The organism is Ramlibacter sp. AN1015, from assembly GCF_037726105.1.
Taxonomy (GTDB): domain Bacteria; phylum Pseudomonadota; class Gammaproteobacteria; order Burkholderiales; family Burkholderiaceae_C; genus Ramlibacter.
On record NZ_JBBJUM010000002.1, the window covers coordinates 25,594 to 45,631 of the forward strand.

Consider the following 20,038-nt stretch of genomic DNA (forward strand, 5'->3'; position numbering starts at 1 on the left):
TCCTTGGTTCAGCGCTTGATGGCGGGTGCGGCCGACTTGGCGCCCTTGGCGTTGACGCCAAGGTAGGTGCTCAGGGCCGTCAGCGCATCGCTGCCGAACTCCGGGTAGGGGAAGCGCTGCTGGCGGAAGCAGTCGTTCAGGCGCAGCTGCATGGTCCACATCTGGCCGTTGGAGACACGGTAGGCCGGCCAGGCGGCGAAGCCGATGCCGTCGCCGGGGTTCTTGGTGAGGTTGGGCAGGTCCTGCAGCCGGATGCGCTTGTTGTCTTCGCCGTGGCAGGAGGCGCACGAGAAATCGTGCGTGCCGCCGCGCATGAAGAACATCCGCTTGCCGGCCTCGTAGTAGTTGCGCTCCATGGGGTGCGCCTGCGGCAGGTTGAACGGCTGGCCCCTGCTCTCGGCGGCGATCCAGGTCGCCAGCGCCGTCACGTTCGCCATCTCACCCTTGCCGAAGGGCGTCTTGGCGATCTCGGCGGAATTGAACCCCTGCAGGCGCTCCATGCAGCTGACCAGGCGCGTCTCGAGGTCCTGCATCTTGCCGGTGTCCGCGAAGTAGCGCGGCAACTCGACGAACGCGCCCTTCACGACGCCCGGCCCCTTGCCCAGGTCGCACTGCTCGAGCGAGGCATTCTTCGGGCCGCGCTTTTTCTTCCAGAGCTCCTCGCCCTTCATCTCGAACAATTCGGCCGGGTTGCCGTCGGCCAGCATGGCCCGGTACTCCTCGATCGCCTCGATCGTGGACTTCTGTGCCCAGGCGGCCGACGCCGCCAGCAGTCCGGCGCCCAGCACCACGGATGCGTGGATGGTCCTCATTGATGTCCCTCCAGATGGTGAATGGGGCCCGGTCGCGCGCCGGCGCCGGGCCGGGAAGCCGTCAGGAGACGGTCGCCTCGTCGGTGCGGGTTTCGCCCTTGTTGTCTTTCCAGGTCACTGCGATCTTGTCGCCGGCCTTGGCGTTCTTGATCGAAAACTGCAGGAAGGGATTCTTGGACACCGCCGGGCCCCACTCGGCCGTCATCACGGGCTTGCCGTTGTGGGCGACGGTCACATCGGTGATGTGCCAGGCCGGGATGACCTTGCCGCTGGAATCCTTGCGCTGGCCGGTTTCCATTTCGTGGCTCATGAGAACGCGAACGAGCGCGTTGCCGTTTTGCGCTTGTGCGCGGATGCGCATCGGGTCTGCCATGTCTGTCTCCTGTGTCGATCGATGCTTCAGCCGCCGCAGCCACCGAGGGTGACCTTGACTTCCTTCTTGGCGTACAGCGCCTTGCCGTCGTTGGTGATGGCGACCGCATAGACGTCGGAGGTCTGGCCCATCTTGGCGCGGGTGCCGAAACTGGGAACCACGGCGTCGCTCACGTCGAACTTGGCGACCAGCGCGTTGGGGTTCTTTTCCACCAGCAGCAGCAGGTGCTTGACGCCCGCAGCGCTCGTAGCGGCGGTGAGGGGCACGACGGCACCGTTTTCGGCGATGTCCGGCCCCTGAATGGTCACGTCCTTGCTTTCGACCAGCGAGTTGCCGCCAAAAGCCTTGGCGGCGTCGCCGATGCTCTTGGCCTCGAAGGCGGCCTTGTTGAATGCGTGGGCCTGCAGGGGAAGCAGGCTGCCGGACGCGAGCACGCCGGCGACGGCGGCGCCCTGCTTCAGGGCTTGGCGACGGGATTGCATGACAGGTCTCCTAAATGTAAGTGCATGCTAATGAATGGATTCTAGAGGGCCAACAGGGTTATCCCTGTCGGTGGCGCAGAGCGGACCGCACGGCTGCGCGCCTCATCGAGCGCCCGTGGCCAGCCAACCGGCCAGCACGCGGGCGTCCGCCTCGCTCAGCGACTGCGGCGGCATCGGTATGCCGCCCCAGACACCCGATCCGCCGGCGCGGATCTTGCCGCTGAGGTAGTCGATCTGGCCGGCGTGCCGCGTGGCGATTTCGTTCCAGCTCGGACCGACCAGCCGCTTGTCCGGCGCATGGCAGGCGGTGCAGCTGTTCGACTGGGCCAGGGAACGCGCCCGCGCAGCGTCGGACGGCTTGCCGGGTGCGTCCGCTGCAGTCGCAGTCGCAATAGCCGTCGCCGTAGCGGGCGCGCCGGCCTGCCCTGGTACGGGTGGCGCGCCCGCAGCGGCCGCCTGCACCTTCGGCCCCGCGGTGCGCGCACCGCGTTGCGGGCCCACGTTGCGGTTCTGGTCGGCCAGGTTGCCGTGTGCGTCGCGAGCGAAGTCCGGCAGCATCGAGGCTACCCGGGGCTCGACGGGGCAATCCTGCATGCACGCCGCGGCGCGCACGTCCGGCGCAGGCGCGCCGCCGAACTCCTTGCCCGGCCACAGCGCGTGCGCCGTGCTCATGCCGTTGCGATTGGGAAGGCGCTGCTGCACCTGAGCGATGTTCGCATCGCTCAGCACGAAGTCCGCCGGCAGCACTTCACCAAGGTGCAGCAGGTAGGCCGTGACCGCATAGACCTCCTCCACGCTCAGCGATTTGGGCGCGTTCCAGGGCATCGCGCGGTTGATGTAGTCCCAGAGGGTCGAGACCTGCGAGAGCTTCATCAAGGTGGTGCGACCGGGAAAGTCGCTGCGCCGCAGGTTGGCCACCCGGCCGGTGCGGATGTCCTCCGCCGTGGTGCCACCCACCAGCGGCGCGAACACCTCGTTGGATTCGCCGAACACGCCGTGGCACGAGGCGCACTTGGCCTCCCAGACGTCCTGCCCCTTCGCCACCGAGCCGCTGCCCTTGGGCAAGCCCTTGAAGTCCGCCCGCACGTCGATGTCCCAGGCCTGCACCTCGGCGGGGGTCGCCGGGCGCCCCAGTCCGGTGTAGCGCTGGCTGGAGGCGGAGGCCTGCGCCAGCGCACCGGCGCCACACACCGCCAGCAGCAGCCCGAGCAGCGTTTTCTCAAGCCGCCAGCTGGACATTGCGCACCTCCCCGTCTTCCTGCACCAGCCACGACTGGATGGCGTTGTTGTGATAGATCGAGCGCGTGCCGCGCACCTCGCGCAGCTGACGGTAGCTCGGCTGCACATAGCCTGTGTCGTCCGTCGCGCGGCTCTGCACGATCGCCGGCTTGCCGTCCCATACCCAGTCGATGCTGAAGCGGGTGAGGCACTTGTCCATCACCGGCCCCTGCAGCCGCGCGCGGCGCCAGTTGCGCCCGCCATCGACCGACACGTCCACGTGCCGGACCTTGCCGCGGCCCGACCAGGCCAGTCCGTTGATGCTGTAGAAGCCCTTGTCCAGCAGCACCTGTCCGCCCGACGGCGTGGTCACGACGCTCTTGCACTCCTGGATGCTGGTGTACTGGCGGTGCGTTCCGTCGGGCATCAAATCGACGTAGTGCAGCACCTCGTCCTTGGCGGCATAGGGCTGGTCGCCGAGTTCGATGCGGCGCAGGTACTTGACCCAGCTCACGCCCTGCACCCCGGGCACCACCAGCCGCAAGGGATAGCCGTTCTCCGGGCGCAGCATCTCGCCGTTCTGGCCGTAGGCGACCAGCACCTCACCCGAGCGCACGAGATCCATCGGAATGGTGCGGGTCATCGACGAGCCGTCGGCTCCTTCGGCCAGCACGAAGCGCGCTCTGCGCAGGTCGGCGCCGGCCATCTCCAGCAGCGCGATCAGCGGCACGCCGGTGAACTCGCTGCACGAGAGCATCCCGTGCGTGTACTGCACCGTCGGCACCGCCACGTTGCCCCATTCCATGCCGGTGTTGGCGCCGCACTCGATGAAGTGGAAGCGTGACTGCGCGGGCAGCCGCATGATTTCGTCGATGGTGAACACCATGGGCGTGCGCACCATGCCGTTGACCATCAGGCGGTGCTTCGAAGGGTCGATGTCCCACCAGCCCTGGTGGTGCCGCTCGAAGTGCAGCCCGCTGGGCGTGACGATGCCGAACAGCGACTGCAGTGGCGCGAACGAGACCGAGGCCTGCGCAGTCTGGGTCAGCCCGGGACTCTGGCGGCGCTGCACGTTCGATTCGTACTTGGACGGCTTGCCGTAGCCGTCGGTGACCACCGGCTGGCCCAGGCCGCGCGTGTGTTCGGGCAGTTGCAGGATGTGGGGGTCGCCCTCGCGTGCCGCCGCCTGCGCCAGGGCCGCAGGCGCGGCCACGCCGGTTGCCGCGGCTGCGAAGGCACCGCGCAGGAAGTCGCGCCGGCCGCCCCGCGCCTCGCGCGCCACCACGGCGACGTCCGCGGGTCGCAGGAAGTTTTCGGGTGCCTTGCGCAGGCGGCCGCGGTGCGGGTCTGGGCTGCTGTCCATCAGGAGGTCCTTCGATGGGCGGACGCTGCGGCGGGTGCCGGCGCCCATCCATTAAATTCGAATATCGTCATGTCCGAATATATCGACTGCCGGCGGTGCGCGGCAGCTCCTCGGCATCGGTGCAAACCCGCATGCGGTGCACACCCGCATCGGCACCTGCAACCTACGGAACGCAGGCGAACGAGGCACCGCTCGCAGTGCGGCGTGGCGCCGCTCCAAGGAGCCGCCATCCAGGATCCGGCATGCAGACGCGCCCTGCAGCTCGGCGAGCGCGGTGGCTCATGCGCCGCACCCCACCACGGACGCAGCGGCTGGTCCAGGCGCCCGGAGCCCGAGAGATCCCACGCGCCGCCAGCTTCAGCTTCGCACCGCGTCCATGGCCTGCTGCAGGCGCTGCTCGAGGTAGGCGCCGTAGAAGTCGCTCGAGGCGCCTACCAGGCGCGGCGCCACCTCCCGGCCCTCACGCCCGAAGAACAGCACGGTAGGCGCGGTCTTCACGCCCCAGGCGCGTACCAGCTGATCGTGCGTGCGCGGCTCACCCGCGAAGTCGCGCACCGCCGCAGCACTGCGCATGTCCACCTGCACCACAGGCAGCTGCTGCGCATGGCGCAGGGGCACCAGGTAGTGCTCGCGCACCATCGCGCACCATGGACAGCCGGCCAGACTCACCATCACGACCAGTGGCTTGCGGTCTGCCAGCGCGGCCCCGAGGTCCAGCGCCAGCGAGCGCGGCACCGGCAGGGGCGCCCCGGGATGTCCCTGGGCTGCGCGGATGGCGGGCGCGATGGCCGCGATCGGCGCGAGCCCCACGAAGGCGAGGGCAGCACGCCGGTTCACTGCACCTCCCGCTCCATCAGGAGGTAGGTGTTGTAGGCATTCATGCGGTTGGCCGCGCCGAACAGCGGCAGGTGCTGGAAGCGCGACCAGTCGGTGCGTGCATATGCCTCGTCGAAAGGCTCCATCTCGCGTGCCGCGCGGCCCATCACCTGCCGCAGGTAGGCGAGGTAGTCGCGGGTGGTGCGCATGTCCTCGCGCGCCGAGGTCGATAGCGCGCCGTGGCCCGGCACCACCACCTCGGCCTCCAGAGCGAGCAGCACGTCGAGCGCCTTGATCCAGTGGCCGCTGTTGGCCTGTCCGACAAAAGGAATGCGGCCGCGGAACACCAGGTCGCCGGCGAACAGCACCTTCTCGGCCGGCACATGCACCACGAGGTCCTCCGGCGTGTGCGCCGGTCCGACCGGCAGCAGCTCGATACGCGTGCCGCCGAGCAGCAGTTCGTACCGGCCCTCGATCCAGAGGTCGGCGGGAACCAGTCGCGTCTGCGCGTCGATCCAGGGCGCGAGCTCGGTACGCGAGGCTGCGAGGCGCAGCGCCGCGGTGTCCGAATGCAGGTACTCCAAGGCACCGCGGTGGGCCACGACACGTGCTCCGGCCTGCTGGAATTCCTGCAGCCCGTAGATGTGGTCGGCGTGGTAGTGCGTCAGCACCACGTGGCTCACGCCCTTGCCGGTGACGCGCCGGATCTCGGCGATGAGCTCGCGGGCCAGCTGGGGCGAGCCGAGCGCATCGATCACCACCGCGCCCTCGGGCGTGGCAACGAAGCCTGCGTTGGAGATGAAGTTGCGGTTGGCTGCGCTGCCCAGGGCCGACTCGCCCTGCACGTACCAGCACGAGGGCGACACCCGGCGCGCCCGCACGGTGGCCGGCGGCGCGGCCTGGGCCAGCGCACTGCCGGGCAGCACGGCCGCCAGCCCCAGGGCAGCCAGCCACCCGCGACGCGAGATGGAGGGCATGTTCACCGCCGCGCTCTCCTGCACCGGATCGCCGTCTCGCACGCCGGCGGCCTCACCGCTGATCGGTTTCGATCGCGATCTGCGTGCAGACCGCGCGGCACAGCGTCACGACCCGGTCGTTCACGATGCGGTAGTAGATCTGCACGCCTTCGCGCCGCTTGCCGAGCACGCCGGCCTGGTAGAGCGTGTTCAGGTGCTGCGACATGTTGGGCTGCGTGGTGTCGATTTCCTCGAGCAGCTGGCTCACGTTCTTCTCGCCGTTGCACAGGCTGCTGATGATCTTCAGGCGCATGGGCGCGGACATGACGCGAAACACCTCCGCGGCGAGTTCGAACACTTCGTCCGACTCGGCTACGGCGCTGCTGCTGTTGCTTCCGCCGCGCCTGGCGGACGGCTCCACGGTCTTGGTTGCGGGCATGTCGTCTCGGAGGAATCGGGTGGCGCTCGGGCGCGGGAATCGGGTGCCGCGCCGGTGGGCGCGGCAGGCATCAGGGCTTGATGTACGCGTAGCCCTCGCGCGCCTGCAGACGGCCGACGCGGGCCACGCCCGAGGGAGTGAACTCGGCGTCCATGATGAACTGCTCCTTCTTCAGATTGCGGTTGCGCAGGGTGATCTCGCAGATCTCGAAGCGAACGCCACGCGCCTTGAGCGCACTCACCAGAGCCGCGTAATCGATGTCGGGGTTCTTCCTGTCCTTGGCGCCCTCCATGAGGAAATCGACGCCGTCGGCATGCGTCACCACGACGATCTGCGTGTCGGGCGCCACGTCGAGATGGTTGCGCACATTGCGCAGGCCCTTGGTCGCCTGCGTCTCGGCGCTGTCGATGTGGTAGACGACCTTGTCCTGCGCCCAGGCGGCGGCGCCGAGCGCCAGGCCGACGCCGAGGACCAGCGCGCGGTTGAATCTGTTCATGGAAGCGGCTCCTGCAAGGCCGCCGGCGAGGGCCGCGGCCGGGCACCATTTCACCAGAAATATCGCTACTTCATTGAGTACGGATTTCCCACCGGGCCAAGGGTTTACCCTCTGCGTGCCTGCCTCGGCCGTTCGTAGAACCGTCCGTGAACCGGCAACACGGAGACCGCCGCCATGCCCCTACCCCATCGCACCACGACCGCTCTCGCGGCCTGGGCCCTCTTGCTTCCGCTGGGCGCATCCGCCCAGACGCCCGAGGCGCTGTACCTTGCCAGCGTGGCGGCGACCTGCGCCAACTGCCACGGCACCCAGGGCCGACCTGTGCCGGGCTCCGCCCTGCCGCCGCTGGCCGGCATGCCGCAGGAGCAGATGCTCACCCAGATGCGCGCCTTCCGCGATGGCAGCCGGCCCGCGACGGTCATGCACCAGCTGGCCAAGGGCTTCAGCGACAGCCAGCTGCAGCAACTGGCCGGCTGGTTCGCCGCGCAGCCGCGCTGAGGAGCCGCACCATGCAACGACGCAGCTTCCTGCATTCCTCCGCGGCCGCAGCCCTGCTGGGCCTGGGCGCCTGCGCCTCGCCGCGCAGCATTCCCGACCGCGCCCGCGTGGTCGTCATCGGCGGCGGCTATGGCGGAGCCACCGCCGCCAAGTACGTGCGCCTGCTGTCCGACCACAAGATCGACGTTGTGCTGGTCGAGCCCAACCCCGCATTCGTCTCCTGCCCCCTGTCCAACCTGGTGCTGGGCGGCAGCCACCAGCTCGCCGAGCTCACGACGCCCTACGACGCGCTGGTGCGCCGGCACGCAATCACGCTGGCGCGCGACACGGCCACCGCCATCGACACGACGGCGCGGCGCGTGCGACTCGCCGGCGGCGCTTCCATCGGCTACGACAAGCTGGTGGTGGCCCCCGGCATCGACCTGCGGCTCGACGCCATCGAGGGCCTGGCCGCAGCCCACGCGTCCGGCGCGGTGCTGCACGCCTGGAAGGCCGGGCCCGAGACCACGCTGCTGCGGCGGCAGCTCGAAGCCATGCCCGACGGCGGCGTCTTCGCCATCACCATTCCCGAGCAGCCGTACCGCTGCCCGCCCGGCCCCTATGAGCGGGCATGCCAGGTGGCGTGGTACTTAAAGCAGGCCAAGCCGCGCAGCAAGGTGCTGGTGCTGGACGCCAATCCCGACGTGACGTCCAAGGGCGCGCTGTTCAAGAAGGCCTGGGCCGAGCAGTACCCGGGCCTCATCGAGTACCGGCCGCAGCACAAGCTGGAGGCGGTGGACGCGCGCGCGGGCGTGCTGCGCTTCGAGGTCCAGGATGCGGTGAAGGCGCAGGTGTTGAATGTGCTGCCCCCGATGCGTGCCGGCCAGATCGCGGTGCAGGCGGGGCTCAACAACCAGGCCAACAACCGCTGGTGCGGCGTGGACTACCTCACCTTCGAATCGACGGCCGCGGGCGACGTGCACGTGCTGGGCGACGCGATCCAGATCGCCCCCGGCATGCCCAAGAGCGGGCACATGGCCAACAACCACGCCAAGGTGGCGGCCGCGGCCATCGTCGCGCAGCTGGCCGGCTGGGCGCCCAATCCGGCGCCGATGCTCACCAACACCTGCTACAGCTTCGTCGATGACCGGCAGGTGATGCACGTGGCCAGCGTCCACGCCTGGGATCCCAAGGACCGCACGTACCGCACGGTGCCCGGCTCCGGTGGACTCAGCCCGGCGGCCAGTGCGCTCGAAGGGACCTACGCCTGGAACTGGGCCCGCAACATCTGGGCCGACGCCCTCGCCTGATTCCGGCAGGCGCGCCCTCCCCCGTCAGCAACCCCGACGGTGGGGCGGGCGCAACGGATCACGCCTCCAGCAGCGGCAGCCGCAGCACGAACTCGCTGCCCTGGCCCGGCCCGCGGCTGCTCGCCTCGATGTCGCCACCATGCATGTGGGCGATCGACTGCGCGATGGTCAGGCCGATGCCCAGGCCGCCGCTGCTGCGCTCAAGTGTCGCGTCGCCCTGCACGAAGAGCTCGAAGATGCGGGGCAGCAGCTCCGCCTCGATCCCCGCGCCGGTGTCGATGACCGAGACCACGGCCTGCCCCCCTTCGCTCATATAGCCCAGTTGCACCGACCCCCCGGGCGGCGTGAACTTGGCGGCATTCGACAGCAGGTTGGAGACCACCTGCACGAGCCGCGTGCGGTCGCCATCCACCCACACGGTGGGCGGCGGCAGGGCCACGGTGAACCGCAGGCCCCGGCTGTCCATGTGGGGGCGACTCATCTCGGCGGCCTGCTCGATCGCATCTGCCAGCCGCATGTGCTCTGTCTGCAGGCGGATGGCTCCGCGTGTCAGGCGGGCCACGTCCAGCAGGTCATCGACCAGCCGCACCATGTGCTCGATCTGCCGGCCCATCATGCCGGCGAGCCGGCCGACGCCCTGCACCTGCGCATAGCGGGTGGACAGCAGGTGCACTCCGTTGCGCAGAGGGGCCAGCGGGTTGCGCAGTTCGTGCGCCAGCATCGACAGGAATTCGTCCTTGCGGCGGTCGGTTTCCTCCAGCCGCCGTGTCTTGTGCACCAGCTCGCGTTCGAGCCGGTAGCGCTCGCTCAGATCGCGGAACACGAGCACCACGCCGCCGAGCGTGCCGTCCGCCGAACGGATGGGCGCCCCCGAATCGTCGATGGGCAGTTCGCTGCCGTCGCGGCGAATGAGCAGTGTGTGGTTGGCGAGCCCGACGATGCCCCCGAGCCGCAGCACCTTCGACACCGGACTCTCGACGCTCGCGCGGGTCTCGTCGTTCACGATCACGAACACCTCGTCGAGGTGGCGACGCTCGGCATCCTGCAGGGGCCAGCCGGTCAGCTCCTGTGCCACCGCGTTCATGAAAGTCACCCGGCCCTCGCGGTCCGTCACGACGACGGCGTCGCCGATGCTCTCGAGCGTGACGCGGTACCACTCCTTGGCCTCCAGCAGCGCCGCCTCGGCCATGCGGCGGCGCGAGATCTCGCGCGACAACTGCTCGATGCGTTCCTTGAGGAGCAGGAAGCGGTCGGTCGCGGAGGCTTTCACCGCCACCCGCAGCAGCACCTGGGCGTCCCCCGACGCGGAGCGCGGTCGCGCTACCGCGCCCTGGCAGGTGCAGGCCAGCGGCTCGCCGGCCGGCCCGACGAAGGTGAGGCTGGACGGAAGCATGGATCGGCTGCGCGAGCAGCTCGTGAGCAGTTCCTGCACGGCCTCTTCGCTCTCCAGCACCAGTTCGGCAAGGCGCCGGTTCGCCAGCGACTGCGCGGGCACGCCCAGAAGCGCCGCGGCGGCGCGGTTGGCCGACAGAAGCGTGCCGCGCGAACTCACGAGCAGCAGCGGCTCGGGTAGCGCGTCCGCAAGTTCGCTCGGCGACAGGGCGTCGTGCACAGGGGATCCGCTCAGGATTTGAAGTACTCGCGCCCGCCGACGCGCTGATGCTCCAGGCGGCGGTCGTTCAGGTGCAATACCACCCGGCATTCGCCGTGCCCCTGCGCGATGGTCTTCTCCAGTTCGACGCGCGCGTAGCCGAGGTTTTCGGCTGCGATCACGCCGAACACGTTCGAGGTCATCATGCACATCGCCGGGCGATCGAGCACCTTCTCCGCGAACGGGCAATCGTGATTGCCGAAGACGATCTTGTCGGCGTCTTCCTCGATGACGTAGAAGCTGCCCTGGATGCGCCGCTTCAGGTCGACCAGCACCTGGCTCACCTGCTCGCGCGAGAGGGTGGAAACGTCGAGTGCGGCCTTGTAGCTGGCATTGATCTGGTCGCCCACGCGCTGGCCCACCACGCTGATGAAACCGGAGGCCTCATCGAGGCCCACCACGTCCTGCAGCGTTCCGGAGAGTTCGCGGATCAGGTTGCGCAGGAAGAGGTCACGCTCCAGGGGAACATGGGCCTCGGAAACCGGGATGAGCCGGTGCCGCTGCTGGTCTTGCTGTTGTTGCTGCTGTTGCTGCTGCGGCTGTTGCTGTTGCTGGGACATGCATCTTCCCTCGAAGTGGATGGGGAAACGAACGGCGTGCGGTGCAAGCGGCACGGATGGAGGGACGCAGGACGGCTATTGTGCGTCACGACACGCGCGCCGTGGCCGCCGTGGCCGCTATGGCCGCTATAGCCGCTATGCGCGGCACCCCGAGCGCCCCGCCAATAATGACGGCATGACCGAGCCCCTGGATCTGCAGACCCTGCGCGTGGTGATCGCCGTGGCCGAGTCCGGCTCCATCAGCGCTGGGAGCGACCGGCTGCAGCTCGCGGTCGCAGCCGCCAGTGCGCGCATCTCGTCGCTGGAGGCGACGCTCGGCATCCGCATCTTCGAGCGCTCGTCGCGCGGCGTCGCGCTCACCACCGCCGGGCGCATGCTCGCCCAACGCGGCAGCGCACTGTTGACCGATGCCGAGCGGCTCACCACCGACCTGCGCGCCTGGCGCGATGGACTGGCGGGGCACGTGCGCCTGCTGGCCAACGCGTCGGCGCTGCTGCAGCAGCTGCCGCAGCGCCTGGAAGAGTTCCTGCGGGTGCACCCGCGCATCCTGGTCGAGGTCGAGGAGCGCATCAGCCCGCAGATCCTGGGCGAGCTGCTCGAAGGCCGCGCGGACGTCGGCGTCGTCGATGCCGCAACGCCCGCCCACGGCCTGGCCTTCTTTCCATTCTTCCGCGACGAGCTGGCGCTGGTGGTGCCCCAGGGGCATGCCCTGGCGGGTTTCACGCAGGTGCGGCTGCCGCAGCTGCTGGACCAGCACTTCATCGTGCTGACCGGTGCCAACGCCCTCTCGACCCGGCTTTTCAACGCGGCCGCCGCACTCGGCCAGACACCCCGCGTGCGCATGCAGATGCGCAGCTTCGACGCGGCCTGCCGCATGGTTGCGGCCGGCCTGGGGGTGGCGGTGCTTCCGCGCCAGGCCATCGCGCCGCAGCTGGCGCACCTGCGCATCCGTGCAATAGCCGTCGATGAGGACTGGGCACAGCGCACCCACCATCTCGCCCTGCGCACCGGAGCGGACGCGTCGGCCGCGGCACGAACGCTGGTGGACGCGCTGCGCGAAAGCAGCGGCACCTGAATGCCGAGGCGCGAGCGCATTCGGCGCGGCGCACCGCCGCCCACCGCGCACGGCGGCTTTCGCCATCCGCGAAAGCGCCCTTCGCGCCAGGGACTTGCGGGGCCGGCGTGGCAGCCACAGACTGCGCCTGTCCCCTTTTCCCATTGCAGTCGATCGACTCCGTGCATCCCATGCCCATCGCTTCCGTTCGTGCCACGCCGCTGAACCTGCCCGTTACCGTGTCCGCGTCGGGCACCACGAAATCGACCTCGCTGTCGCTGTGCATCGTCGAAATCGAACTGGACGACGGCCGCGTCGGATGCGGCATGACCGCGATCACCGAAGAGGAGGTGGTCGGCAGCATCGTCAACGACATCGCCAGCCACGCGCTCGTCGGCATGGACCCGCTGCGCCACGAGCAGATCTGGGACAAGCTCTACTGGCTGCTCACCCCGCGCGGGCAGACGGGTTACGCCAGCCATGCCATCGCTGCCATCGATCTGGCGCTGTGGGACCTGAAGGGGCAGATCCTCGGCCAGCCGGTGTGGCGCCTGCTGGGCGGAGCCCGCTCGCAGGTGCCGGTGTATGCCACCTTCGGCTTCGCCTTCTTCGACCGCGACGAACTCGCCGCGGCTGCGCGCAGCTGGGTCGATCGCGGCTTCAAGCGCCTGAAGATGACCGTCGGGCATCACGGCCTGCAGCGCCGCGACGAGCCCCGGCCCTTGGCCGCGCTCATTGCCGAGGACGTGCGGCGCATCCAGGCCGTGCGCGAGGCGGTCGGCCCCGACGTGCAGATCTACATCGACGCGAACTGCAGCCTCGACTACTTCCACGCTCTTTCGCTGGCGCAGCGCGTCGAGGAGCTCGACATCAGCTTCTTCGAGGAGCCGGTGTCTCAGAACGACATCCCGAACCTTGCCAAGCTGCGCGCCAAGACCCGCATTCCGCTGGCCGCCGGGCAGAACGAAGGCCTGGCCAGCCGATTTCGCGACATGCTCGTGGCCCAGGCGGTGGACGTGGTGCAGCCCAACGCCTGCATCAGCGGCGGCTACACGCAGTGCCTGCGCATCGCCGGCATGGCCGCCGCATTCAACACCCAGTTTGCCAACGGCGGCGCCTGGCCGCACCACAACATGCACCTGCACGCGGGCCTCGCCAACGGCACGCTGGTCGAGTACCACTCGGTTGCCGTCGAATGCTGCAAGCTCGTCTTCGACGGCCTGCCGGAACCGAGCCAGGGCGTGCTGGATCTGCCGCAGGCACCCGGCCTGGGCTTCACCGTCAACCGCGACCGCATGGCCGAACTGGCCAAGCGCCCCGGCTCGCGGGGCGTCGGCAAGGCCTGAGCACGCGCGCCGGAGCAAGCGCACCGGCGGCACCGATCACGAAGAGACCACACCAGGAGACACACCATGAGCATCCGTCCCGACACCCTGCGCCGCGCCCTGCTGGCCGCCGGCCTCGCCCTCGCCGCGACGCCCGCGCTGCACGCCCAGTCCGCCGCCACCTACCCCGAGCGCCCGATCCGGCTGCTGGTGGGCTATTCGGCCGGAGGCGGCGTCGATGCCATCGCGCGCATGCTGTCCTCGCGCCTGCCCGAGCTGCTCGGCCAGCAGGTGGTGGTCGAAAACAAGGCCGGCGCGGCCGGCGTGATCGCCGCCGACACAGTCGCCAAGGCCGCCCCGGACGGCTACACCCTGCTGCTCAGCGAAAGCGGTCTGCTGATCGGCAAGCACCTGAACCCCAAGATGCCGGTCGATCCGATCTCCAGCTTCACGCCGGTCGCCAGCGTGTTCCAGCTGCCGCTGATGATCGTCGCCAACAACGAGGTGGCCGCGAACAACGCCAAGGAGCTGGTCGCCCTGGCCCGCAAGACGCCCGGCCGCTTCTCGTACGCCACCTCGGGCGTGGGCACCGTGCACCACCTGGGCATGGAAACGCTCAAGGGCGAGACCGGCACCCACATCGTGCACATCCCCTACCGCGGCGCCTCGCAGATCGTGCCCGACGTGATCAGCGGCCAGGTGCCGCTGGGCGTGGTCAGCGCCACGGCCGGCCTGGCCCAGGCCCGGGCCGGCAAGCTGAAGGCGCTGGCGATGATGAGCGACGACAAGCTGCCCGGCGCCGAGAACGTCGCGGCGCTGTCGCAGGCCGTGCCCGGCCTGAGCGTGGCACCGCGCCTGTTCGTGCTGGCACCGGCCGGCACGCCGCAGCCCATCGTGGACAAGCTGAACGCCGCCATCCGCAAGGTGGTCACCAGCCCCGAGATGGCCGACGCCGCCGCCAAGCAGGGCGCCGTGCCGGCCTATCTCGGCCCTGCCGAGCTGAACAAGGAGATGCAGCGCGAGTCCAAGCAGTGGGCCCGCGTGATCGAGAAGCAGAAGGTGACGCTGGAATGAGCGGTGCCGGCGCGGCGCCCTGCCTCGGGCTGATCGTTCCGCCGGCATCCGGCGCGGTGCCCTCGGACGGCGCGGTGCTCTATGGCGAGCGCGTGCGATTCATCGCACGCGGCCTGGGCATCGCGGCGATTTCGCCCGAGGGCTTCGCGCCCGTGGTCGATCGCATCGTCGGCCATGCACTGGCGCTGCGCGACGAAGGTGCGCAGGCCATCTCCCTTATGGGTACCTCGCTCAGCTTCTACCGCGGAGCGGCGCGCACCGAAGCGCTGCGCGCGCACATGGCCGAGGCGACCGGCCTGCCCTGCACCACCATGAGCCACGCCGTCGTGGCTGCGCTGCGCCAGCTCGGCGTGCGGCGGGTGGCGGTCGCCACCTCCTACATCGACACCCTGAACGAGCGGCTGGAGAGCTATCTGCGCGACTGCGGCTTCATCGTCACCGCCATCGCGGGCCTGTCGATCACCGGCGTCGAAGCGGTCGGACAGGTCTCGACCGAGGCCCTGGTGGGCTTGTCCGAACGCGTGTGGCGCCAGGACCCCTCGGCCGAAGGCATCTTCATCTCCTGCGGCGGCCTGCTGACTTTGGACGCCATCCGCACGCTGGAAGACCGCCTCGGCGTGCCGGTAACGGCCAGCTCGCCCGCCGGCTTCTGGGATCTCGTTCGGCTGTCGGGCGACGATGCGTCGTCGCCGGGGTTCGGCCGGCTGTTCGCGCGCTGAGCCTCCGGGCCGACCCGTCGGCCAGGCCCTTTCGCACCCACTGCCCGGATCGCAGCGGCAAGGCCCGCCCCGCCGCACCCGCGCGAGCAGCGGCGCACTACAGTGCCCCGATGACCTCGTCCCGGTATCGCCGCATCGGCCTCATCTCCGACACCCACAAGCTCCTGCGCCCGCAGGCGCTGGACTTCCTGCGCGGCTGCGAGCTGATCGTGCACGCGGGGGACCTGGTGACACCCGACGCGCTGGACGAACTCGGCGCGCTTGCCCCCGTGGTGGCCGTGCGCGGCAACAACGACCGTGGGGACTGGGCCCGCGCACTGCCGGAAACCGCGCGCGTGCGCATTGGCGAGGTCGAGCTGCTGGTCGTGCACGACCTCGCCACCCTCGCGAAGGACGAGCCCCTCGGCGAAGGCGTGCGCGTCGTGGTGTCGGGGCACTCGCACAAGCCGGGCGTGGAAGAACGCGGCGGCGTGCTGTTCGTGAATCCCGGCAGTGCGGGGCCCCGCCGCTTCTCGTTGCCGATCAGCGCCGGCGAACTGCTGATCGGCCCCGGCGGCGCCGTCGATGCGCGCATCGTGCAACTGGTGCCGCCGGCTGGCGCCTGAACCCTGCGCGCCGCGCGCGGCGGCCGCGACCGCTGCCCTCGGGCTCAAGCCTCCTGGAAGGCGTCTTCGCGCGTGCGCTTGAACGCAGGCAGCAGCACGATCAGCAGCAGCAGCGCGGTGGCCGCGAGCAGCCCGGCGGAGAGTGGCCGCGTGACCAGGGTACTGAACTCGCCGCGCGAGAGCAGCAGGGCCCGGCGCAGGTTCTCTTCCATCATCGGCCCGAGCACGTAACCCAGCAGCAGCGGTGCCGGCTCCATGCCGCAGCGGATGAAGACGTAGCCGATCAGCCCGAAACCGGCCGCCATGTAGACATCGAAGGTGTTGTTGTTGATCGAATAGACGCCGATGCAACAGAACACCAGGATCGCCGGGTACAACAGCCGGTAGGGCACCTTCAGCAGCTTCACCCACAGGCCCACCAGGGGAAGGTTCAGCACGATCAGCATGGCGTTGCCGATCCACATGCTGGCGATCAGTCCCCAGAACAGGTCGGGGTTGCTGGTCATCACCTGCGGGCCGGGCTGGATGTTGTGAATCGTCATGGCCCCCACCATCAGCGCCATCACCACGTTGGACGGAATGCCCAGCGTGAGCAGCGGCACGAAGGAGGTCTGCGCGCCCGCGTTGTTGGCCGCCTCCGGCCCCGCCACGCCCTCGATGGCTCCCTTGCCGAACTCCTCGCTGCGGCTCGAAAGCTTTTTCTCCAGCGTGTACGAAGCGAAGGCGGAGAGTGTCGCGCCGCCACCGGGCAGGATGCCGAGCGCGGTGCCGAGCGCCGTGCCGCGCAAGGCTGCCGGGATGAAGCGCTTGAAGTCCTCGCGCGTCGGGAACAGCTTGGTGACCTTGTTGGTGAAGGTCTCGCGCGTGTCGCGCTGCTCGACGTTGTTGATGATCTCGGCGAAACCGAAGAGGCCCATGGCCAGCGCGACGAAGTTGATGCCGTCGGTCAGCTCGGGCACGTCGAAGGAGTACCGCGCCACACCCGAATTGACGTCGGTGCCCACCAGGCCGATCAGCAGGCCCAGCAGGATCATGCCCACCGCCTTGATCAGCGAACCCGACGCCAGCACCACCGCGCCGACCAGACCCAGCACCATCAGGGAGAAATACTCGGCCGGCCCGAACTTGAACGCCAGTTCGGCCATGGGCGCAGCGAATGCCGCCAGCATCAGCGTGGCGAAGCATCCGGCGATGAAGGAGCTGATCCCCGCCGTCGCAAGGGCCGCCCCGGCGCGGCCCTTGCGCGCCATCTGGTAGCCGTCGATCGCCGTGACGACGGACGACGCTTCGCCCGGCAGGTTCACCAGAATGGCCGTCGTCGAGCCGCCGTACTGGGCGCCGTAATAGATGCCCGACAGCATGATCAGCGCCGCCACCGGCGGCAGCGTGTAGGTGATCGGCAGCAGCATCGCGATGGTGGTTGCCGGGCCGAGCCCGGGCAGCACACCGATGAGCGTGCCCAGCAGGCAGCCGAGCAGTGCATAGGCCAGGTTCTGGAGGCTCAGCGCCGTTTCGAAGCCGAGCGCCAGGTTGGAGATGAGTGTTTCCATGGACGGCTGCTCCTCAGCGCATGAATGCGGGCCACAGGGGGATCAGCAGGTCGATGCCCCAGATGAACACGGCGATGCTGAAGGAGACCAGCACCACGCCATTGATTGCCGCAACCCACCACTTGAACTCGTGGCTTGCCATGCTCGAGACCATCACCAACACGAAGAGCGAGACGACCAGCCCGGCGGGGTAGAGCAGCACGCCGAACAGGACCACGGAGCTCAGGATCCAGAGGATCGATGGGATATGCGGGCGGCGCAACTGCTCGGCGACCGCCTTGCGCGACAGCGAGCTCAACAACGTGAAGATGCCGACGACGACGAGGAGGCCGCCCACTGCCATGGGAAACCAGCCCGGCCCCATCCGCGAGGCGTCACCGATGTTGTAGTTGAAAGCGCCCAGGCCGAACGCCGATCCTGCGGCGACGTAGATCACGCCGGCGGCGAAATCCTTCTGGTTGCGGATGCGGGATCCGGACTCCATGCTGTGTCTCCTTTTCTGTGCGGCCATGCCGCTGAACGGTTTGGGTTTATATCACCGCATGAGTCAATAGCCTCACGCCATGACATAGGTGGAGAGTAGGAGCTGCCGTCGCCGTGTACAGTTCCCACGGTCGAGGACGAGAGGCAACAGGCACGCCATGGAATCAACAGGACCGGTCACCCCAGCGAAGAAGCTGGACAAGCCCCAACTGGAGCGGCTCTCGCTGTTTCGCTGGCAGCTGCGGCGCTTCCTGCGGTTCAGCGAGGACGCCGCGCGCGAGGCGGGCATCACCGTCCTGCAATACCAGCTGCTGCTGCACACGCAGGGGTTCGCCGAACGCGACTGGGCGAGCATCGGAGAGCTGGCCGAGCGCCTGCAGGCGCAGCCGCACGGGGTGGTGGCGCTGGTCACGCGCTGCGAGCAGGCCGGGCTCGTGCGCCGCCGCGAGAACGTGCAGGACCGCCGCCTGGTCGAGGTCCACCTCACGGCCAAGGGACGCCGCCAGCTCGAGCGCGTAGCACTGCGCCTGGAGTCCGAGCGGGTCGCGCTGGCACGGGTGAGCGAACTCGCCCGCACCGCGGCCAAGTAGCGCCCGCGCTGGCTGGCAGGCGTTCGCGGCAGCGAGAGGCCGCCCGACCGACGCCCTGCGACCTCCGGGCTCAGGCACCTGGGGTCGGGCACCCGCTTGCGGCGTCGGCCGGTCGCCTTCACCTTCGAGCCTTCAGGTTCGACCCGTCACCCGGTTGCGGCCGGCAGCACACCACCGCCACCGGCGGCACGCTCCGCGCCGGATTGGCGGCGCGTGCCGGAGCGCAGCTTCTGCTTGGGCAACGAAAGCTGGCGCGGAACCGGTGTCGCAGGCGCCGGCTCGCGCAGCAGGTCCAGGTTGTTGCGGCCCACGCCCACGTAGGCGATGCCCGCTGCAGCGAACTGGTGGGGATCCCACAGGTTGCGGCCGTCGAACACGATCGGCGTGCGCAACGCCTGCTTCATGGCGCCGAGGTTCGGCACGCGGTAGTGTTTCCAGTCCGTGAGCAGCAGCAGCGCGTCCGCGCCGTGCAGCGCGTCCGCGGCCCGGCCCACGAAACGCAGCCCGTCCAGTAGACCGGGACGATCGGCCAGGTCCTGCTCCAGCACGCGCAGCGCCGCCTCCTGCGCCACCGGGTCGTGCGCTACCACACGGGCACCCGCCCGCAGCAGGCCACAGACCACGGCGCGGCTGGGCGCTTCGCGCATGTCGTCGGTCTCCGGCTTGAACGCGAGCCCGTACACCGCAAACACCCTTCCCGCCAGGTCGGCGCCGAAGTGCGCCTGCACCTTCTCCAGCAGCACGAACTTCTGGCGCTGGTTCACCTCCTGCACCGACTCCAGCACTGCCAGCCGCTGCCCGTTCGCCTGTGCAGTGCGGCAGAGCGCATCGAGGTCCTTCGGAAAGCAGCTGCCGCCGTAGCCCGCGCCGGCCTGCAGGAAGCTGTAGCCGATGCGCGGGTCCGAACCGATGCCCTGGCGCACCAGCTCGATGTCGGCACCCAGCCGGTCGGCCAGGTTCGCGAGTTCGTTCATGAACGAGATGCGCGTGGCCAGCATCGCGTTGGCCGCGTACTTCGTGAGCTCGGCGCTGCGCACGTCCATCACGCGCATGCGCTCGTGGTTGCGGTTGAAAGGGTGGTACAGCTGGCGCAGCAGGGACAGCGCGCGACGGCCCGGCAGGTCGTCCTCGACGCCGAGCACGATGCGGTCGGGCTGCATGAAGTCTTCGACGGCCGCGCCTTCCTTCAGGAACTCGGGGTTGCTCACCACGGAGAAGTCCACATCCCTCGAGCGCGCCTGGAGCTCGGCGCGGACGATGCGCGACACCTGCTCGGCGCTCCCGACCGGCACGGTGGATTTCTGCACGATCACCCGGAAGCGGTCCATGTGCCGGCCGATGGCCCGCGCAGCCGCGTGCACGTACTGGAGGTCGGCACTGCCATCTTCTCTCGGGGGGGTGCCCACGGCGATGAACTGGATGTCGCCGAACGCGACGCTCGCCTTCACGTCGGCAGAGAAGCACAAGCGCCCCTCCTCCACATTGCGTGCCACCATCTCCTGCAGGCCCGGCTCGTAGATGGGCATGCCGCCCGCGTTGAGCATCGCCACCTTCGCCGCATCCGAGTCCAGGCAGAACACGTTGTTGCCCAGCTCGGCAAGACAGGCACCGGTGACCAGACCCACGTATCCGGTGCCGACGATGGTGACATTCATGAACTCCACTCCCTGTTGTTCGCCGTTGTT

Annotated in this window: 22 protein-coding genes; 8 read left to right on the forward strand and 14 right to left on the reverse strand. The window is 69.2% G+C overall.

Annotated elements, in window-relative coordinates; translation table 11 throughout:
- Positions 1–8: 8 nt before the first annotated feature.
- From soxA to WG922_RS02915, 9 genes are all read right to left on the reverse strand, one after another.
- Complete coding sequence (soxA, locus tag WG922_RS02875; protein WP_340280548.1) at positions 9–812, reverse strand: sulfur oxidation c-type cytochrome SoxA; 804 nt, start codon at positions 810–812, stop codon at positions 9–11.
- Between the two features lie 61 nt (positions 813–873).
- The gene (gene soxZ / locus WG922_RS02880) at positions 874–1,185 is read right to left on the reverse strand and encodes a thiosulfate oxidation carrier complex protein SoxZ (RefSeq protein ID WP_340280550.1); all 312 of its coding nucleotides are present in this window, start codon (positions 1,183–1,185) and stop codon (positions 874–876) included.
- A 26-nt stretch (positions 1,186–1,211) separates the two neighbouring features.
- Positions 1,212–1,667 (reverse strand): thiosulfate oxidation carrier protein SoxY, encoded by a 456-nt coding sequence (soxY, locus tag WG922_RS02885; RefSeq protein WP_340280552.1) that lies wholly within the window; start codon positions 1,665–1,667, stop codon positions 1,212–1,214.
- Positions 1,668–1,769: 102 nt separating this feature from the next.
- Complete coding sequence (locus tag WG922_RS02890; protein ID WP_340280554.1) at positions 1,770–2,906, reverse strand: c-type cytochrome; 1,137 nt, start codon at positions 2,904–2,906, stop codon at positions 1,770–1,772.
- Positions 2,887–4,248, reverse strand: a complete 1,362-nt coding sequence (gene soxC, locus WG922_RS02895; RefSeq protein ID WP_340280555.1) for a sulfite dehydrogenase — start codon at positions 4,246–4,248, stop codon at positions 2,887–2,889. The genes WG922_RS02890 and soxC overlap by 20 nt, the downstream gene beginning before the upstream one ends.
- A gap of 357 nt (positions 4,249–4,605) precedes the next feature.
- Positions 4,606–5,085, reverse strand: a complete 480-nt coding sequence (locus tag WG922_RS02900) for a hypothetical protein (protein ID WP_340280557.1) — start codon at positions 5,083–5,085, stop codon at positions 4,606–4,608.
- Entirely contained in the window at positions 5,082–6,041 is a 960-nt protein-coding gene (locus WG922_RS02905) for an MBL fold metallo-hydrolase (RefSeq protein WP_340281158.1), read from the reverse strand. Before WG922_RS02905 ends, WG922_RS02900 begins: the two co-directional genes overlap by 4 nt.
- Positions 6,042–6,093: 52 nt before the next feature.
- Positions 6,094–6,459 (reverse strand): ArsR/SmtB family transcription factor, encoded by a 366-nt coding sequence (locus tag WG922_RS02910; protein WP_340280558.1) that lies wholly within the window; start codon positions 6,457–6,459, stop codon positions 6,094–6,096.
- A 70-nt stretch (positions 6,460–6,529) separates the two neighbouring features.
- Entirely contained in the window at positions 6,530–6,955 is a 426-nt protein-coding gene (locus WG922_RS02915; protein WP_340280560.1) for a DsrE family protein, read from the reverse strand.
- A gap of 174 nt (positions 6,956–7,129) precedes the next feature.
- Here WG922_RS02915 and WG922_RS02920 point away from each other — a divergent pair, with 174 nt between their 5' ends.
- Together WG922_RS02920 and WG922_RS02925 are read left to right on the forward strand one after the other, a co-directional pair.
- A complete protein-coding gene (locus WG922_RS02920) occupies positions 7,130–7,453 on the forward strand; it encodes a c-type cytochrome (protein WP_340280561.1) in 324 nt (107 codons plus the stop codon).
- An 11-nt stretch (positions 7,454–7,464) separates the two neighbouring features.
- Positions 7,465–8,742 carry an NAD(P)/FAD-dependent oxidoreductase gene (locus WG922_RS02925; RefSeq protein WP_340280562.1) on the forward strand — a complete coding sequence of 426 codons (1,278 nt, stop codon included), beginning with the start codon at positions 7,465–7,467 and terminating at the stop codon, positions 8,740–8,742.
- 58 nt (positions 8,743–8,800) lie between these two features.
- On the opposite strand, the gene WG922_RS02930 is transcribed toward WG922_RS02925, so the two are convergent.
- Both WG922_RS02930 and WG922_RS02935 read right to left on the reverse strand, forming a co-directional pair.
- A complete protein-coding gene (locus WG922_RS02930) occupies positions 8,801–10,354 on the reverse strand; it encodes a sensor histidine kinase (RefSeq protein ID WP_340280563.1) in 1,554 nt (517 codons plus the stop codon).
- A gap of 11 nt (positions 10,355–10,365) precedes the next feature.
- Positions 10,366–10,953, reverse strand: a complete 588-nt coding sequence (locus WG922_RS02935; protein WP_340280564.1) for a methanogen output domain 1-containing protein — start codon at positions 10,951–10,953, stop codon at positions 10,366–10,368.
- Between the two features lie 175 nt (positions 10,954–11,128).
- Between WG922_RS02935 and WG922_RS02940 the strand changes: the two genes are divergently transcribed.
- The 5 genes from WG922_RS02940 (at position 11,129) to WG922_RS02960 (ending at position 15,730) form a co-directional block, all read left to right on the forward strand.
- Complete coding sequence (locus WG922_RS02940; RefSeq protein WP_340280565.1) at positions 11,129–12,028, forward strand: LysR family transcriptional regulator; 900 nt, start codon at positions 11,129–11,131, stop codon at positions 12,026–12,028.
- 170 nt (positions 12,029–12,198) lie between these two features.
- Positions 12,199–13,353 carry a mandelate racemase/muconate lactonizing enzyme family protein gene (locus tag WG922_RS02945; RefSeq protein WP_340280566.1) on the forward strand — a complete coding sequence of 385 codons (1,155 nt, stop codon included), beginning with the start codon at positions 12,199–12,201 and terminating at the stop codon, positions 13,351–13,353.
- Positions 13,354–13,419: 66 nt separating this feature from the next.
- Positions 13,420–14,406 (forward strand): tripartite tricarboxylate transporter substrate-binding protein, encoded by a 987-nt coding sequence (locus tag WG922_RS02950; RefSeq protein ID WP_340280568.1) that lies wholly within the window; start codon positions 13,420–13,422, stop codon positions 14,404–14,406.
- A complete protein-coding gene (locus WG922_RS02955; RefSeq protein WP_340280570.1) occupies positions 14,403–15,125 on the forward strand; it encodes an arylmalonate decarboxylase in 723 nt (240 codons plus the stop codon). The genes WG922_RS02950 and WG922_RS02955 overlap by 4 nt, the downstream gene beginning before the upstream one ends.
- 110 nt (positions 15,126–15,235) lie before the next feature.
- Positions 15,236–15,730, forward strand: a complete 495-nt coding sequence (locus tag WG922_RS02960; RefSeq protein ID WP_340280571.1) for a metallophosphoesterase family protein — start codon at positions 15,236–15,238, stop codon at positions 15,728–15,730.
- 44 nt (positions 15,731–15,774) lie between these two features.
- Here the strand turns inward: WG922_RS02960 and WG922_RS02965 are convergent, their stop codons facing one another.
- Together WG922_RS02965 and WG922_RS02970 are read right to left on the reverse strand one after the other, a co-directional pair.
- A complete protein-coding gene (locus tag WG922_RS02965) occupies positions 15,775–17,280 on the reverse strand; it encodes a tripartite tricarboxylate transporter permease (RefSeq protein WP_340280573.1) in 1,506 nt (501 codons plus the stop codon).
- A gap of 13 nt (positions 17,281–17,293) precedes the next feature.
- Positions 17,294–17,764 carry a tripartite tricarboxylate transporter TctB family protein gene (locus WG922_RS02970; RefSeq protein ID WP_340280575.1) on the reverse strand — a complete coding sequence of 157 codons (471 nt, stop codon included), beginning with the start codon at positions 17,762–17,764 and terminating at the stop codon, positions 17,294–17,296.
- Between the two features lie 157 nt (positions 17,765–17,921).
- On the opposite strand from WG922_RS02970, the gene WG922_RS02975 reads away from it, so the two are divergent.
- Positions 17,922–18,353, forward strand: coding sequence for a MarR family winged helix-turn-helix transcriptional regulator (locus WG922_RS02975; protein ID WP_340280577.1), 432 nt, complete (start codon positions 17,922–17,924; stop codon positions 18,351–18,353).
- 146 nt (positions 18,354–18,499) lie between these two features.
- Here WG922_RS02975 and WG922_RS02980 read toward each other — a convergent pair whose 3' ends face one another.
- Complete coding sequence (locus WG922_RS02980; protein WP_340280579.1) at positions 18,500–20,008, reverse strand: UDP-glucose dehydrogenase family protein; 1,509 nt, start codon at positions 20,006–20,008, stop codon at positions 18,500–18,502.
- Positions 20,009–20,038 lie beyond the last annotated feature (30 nt).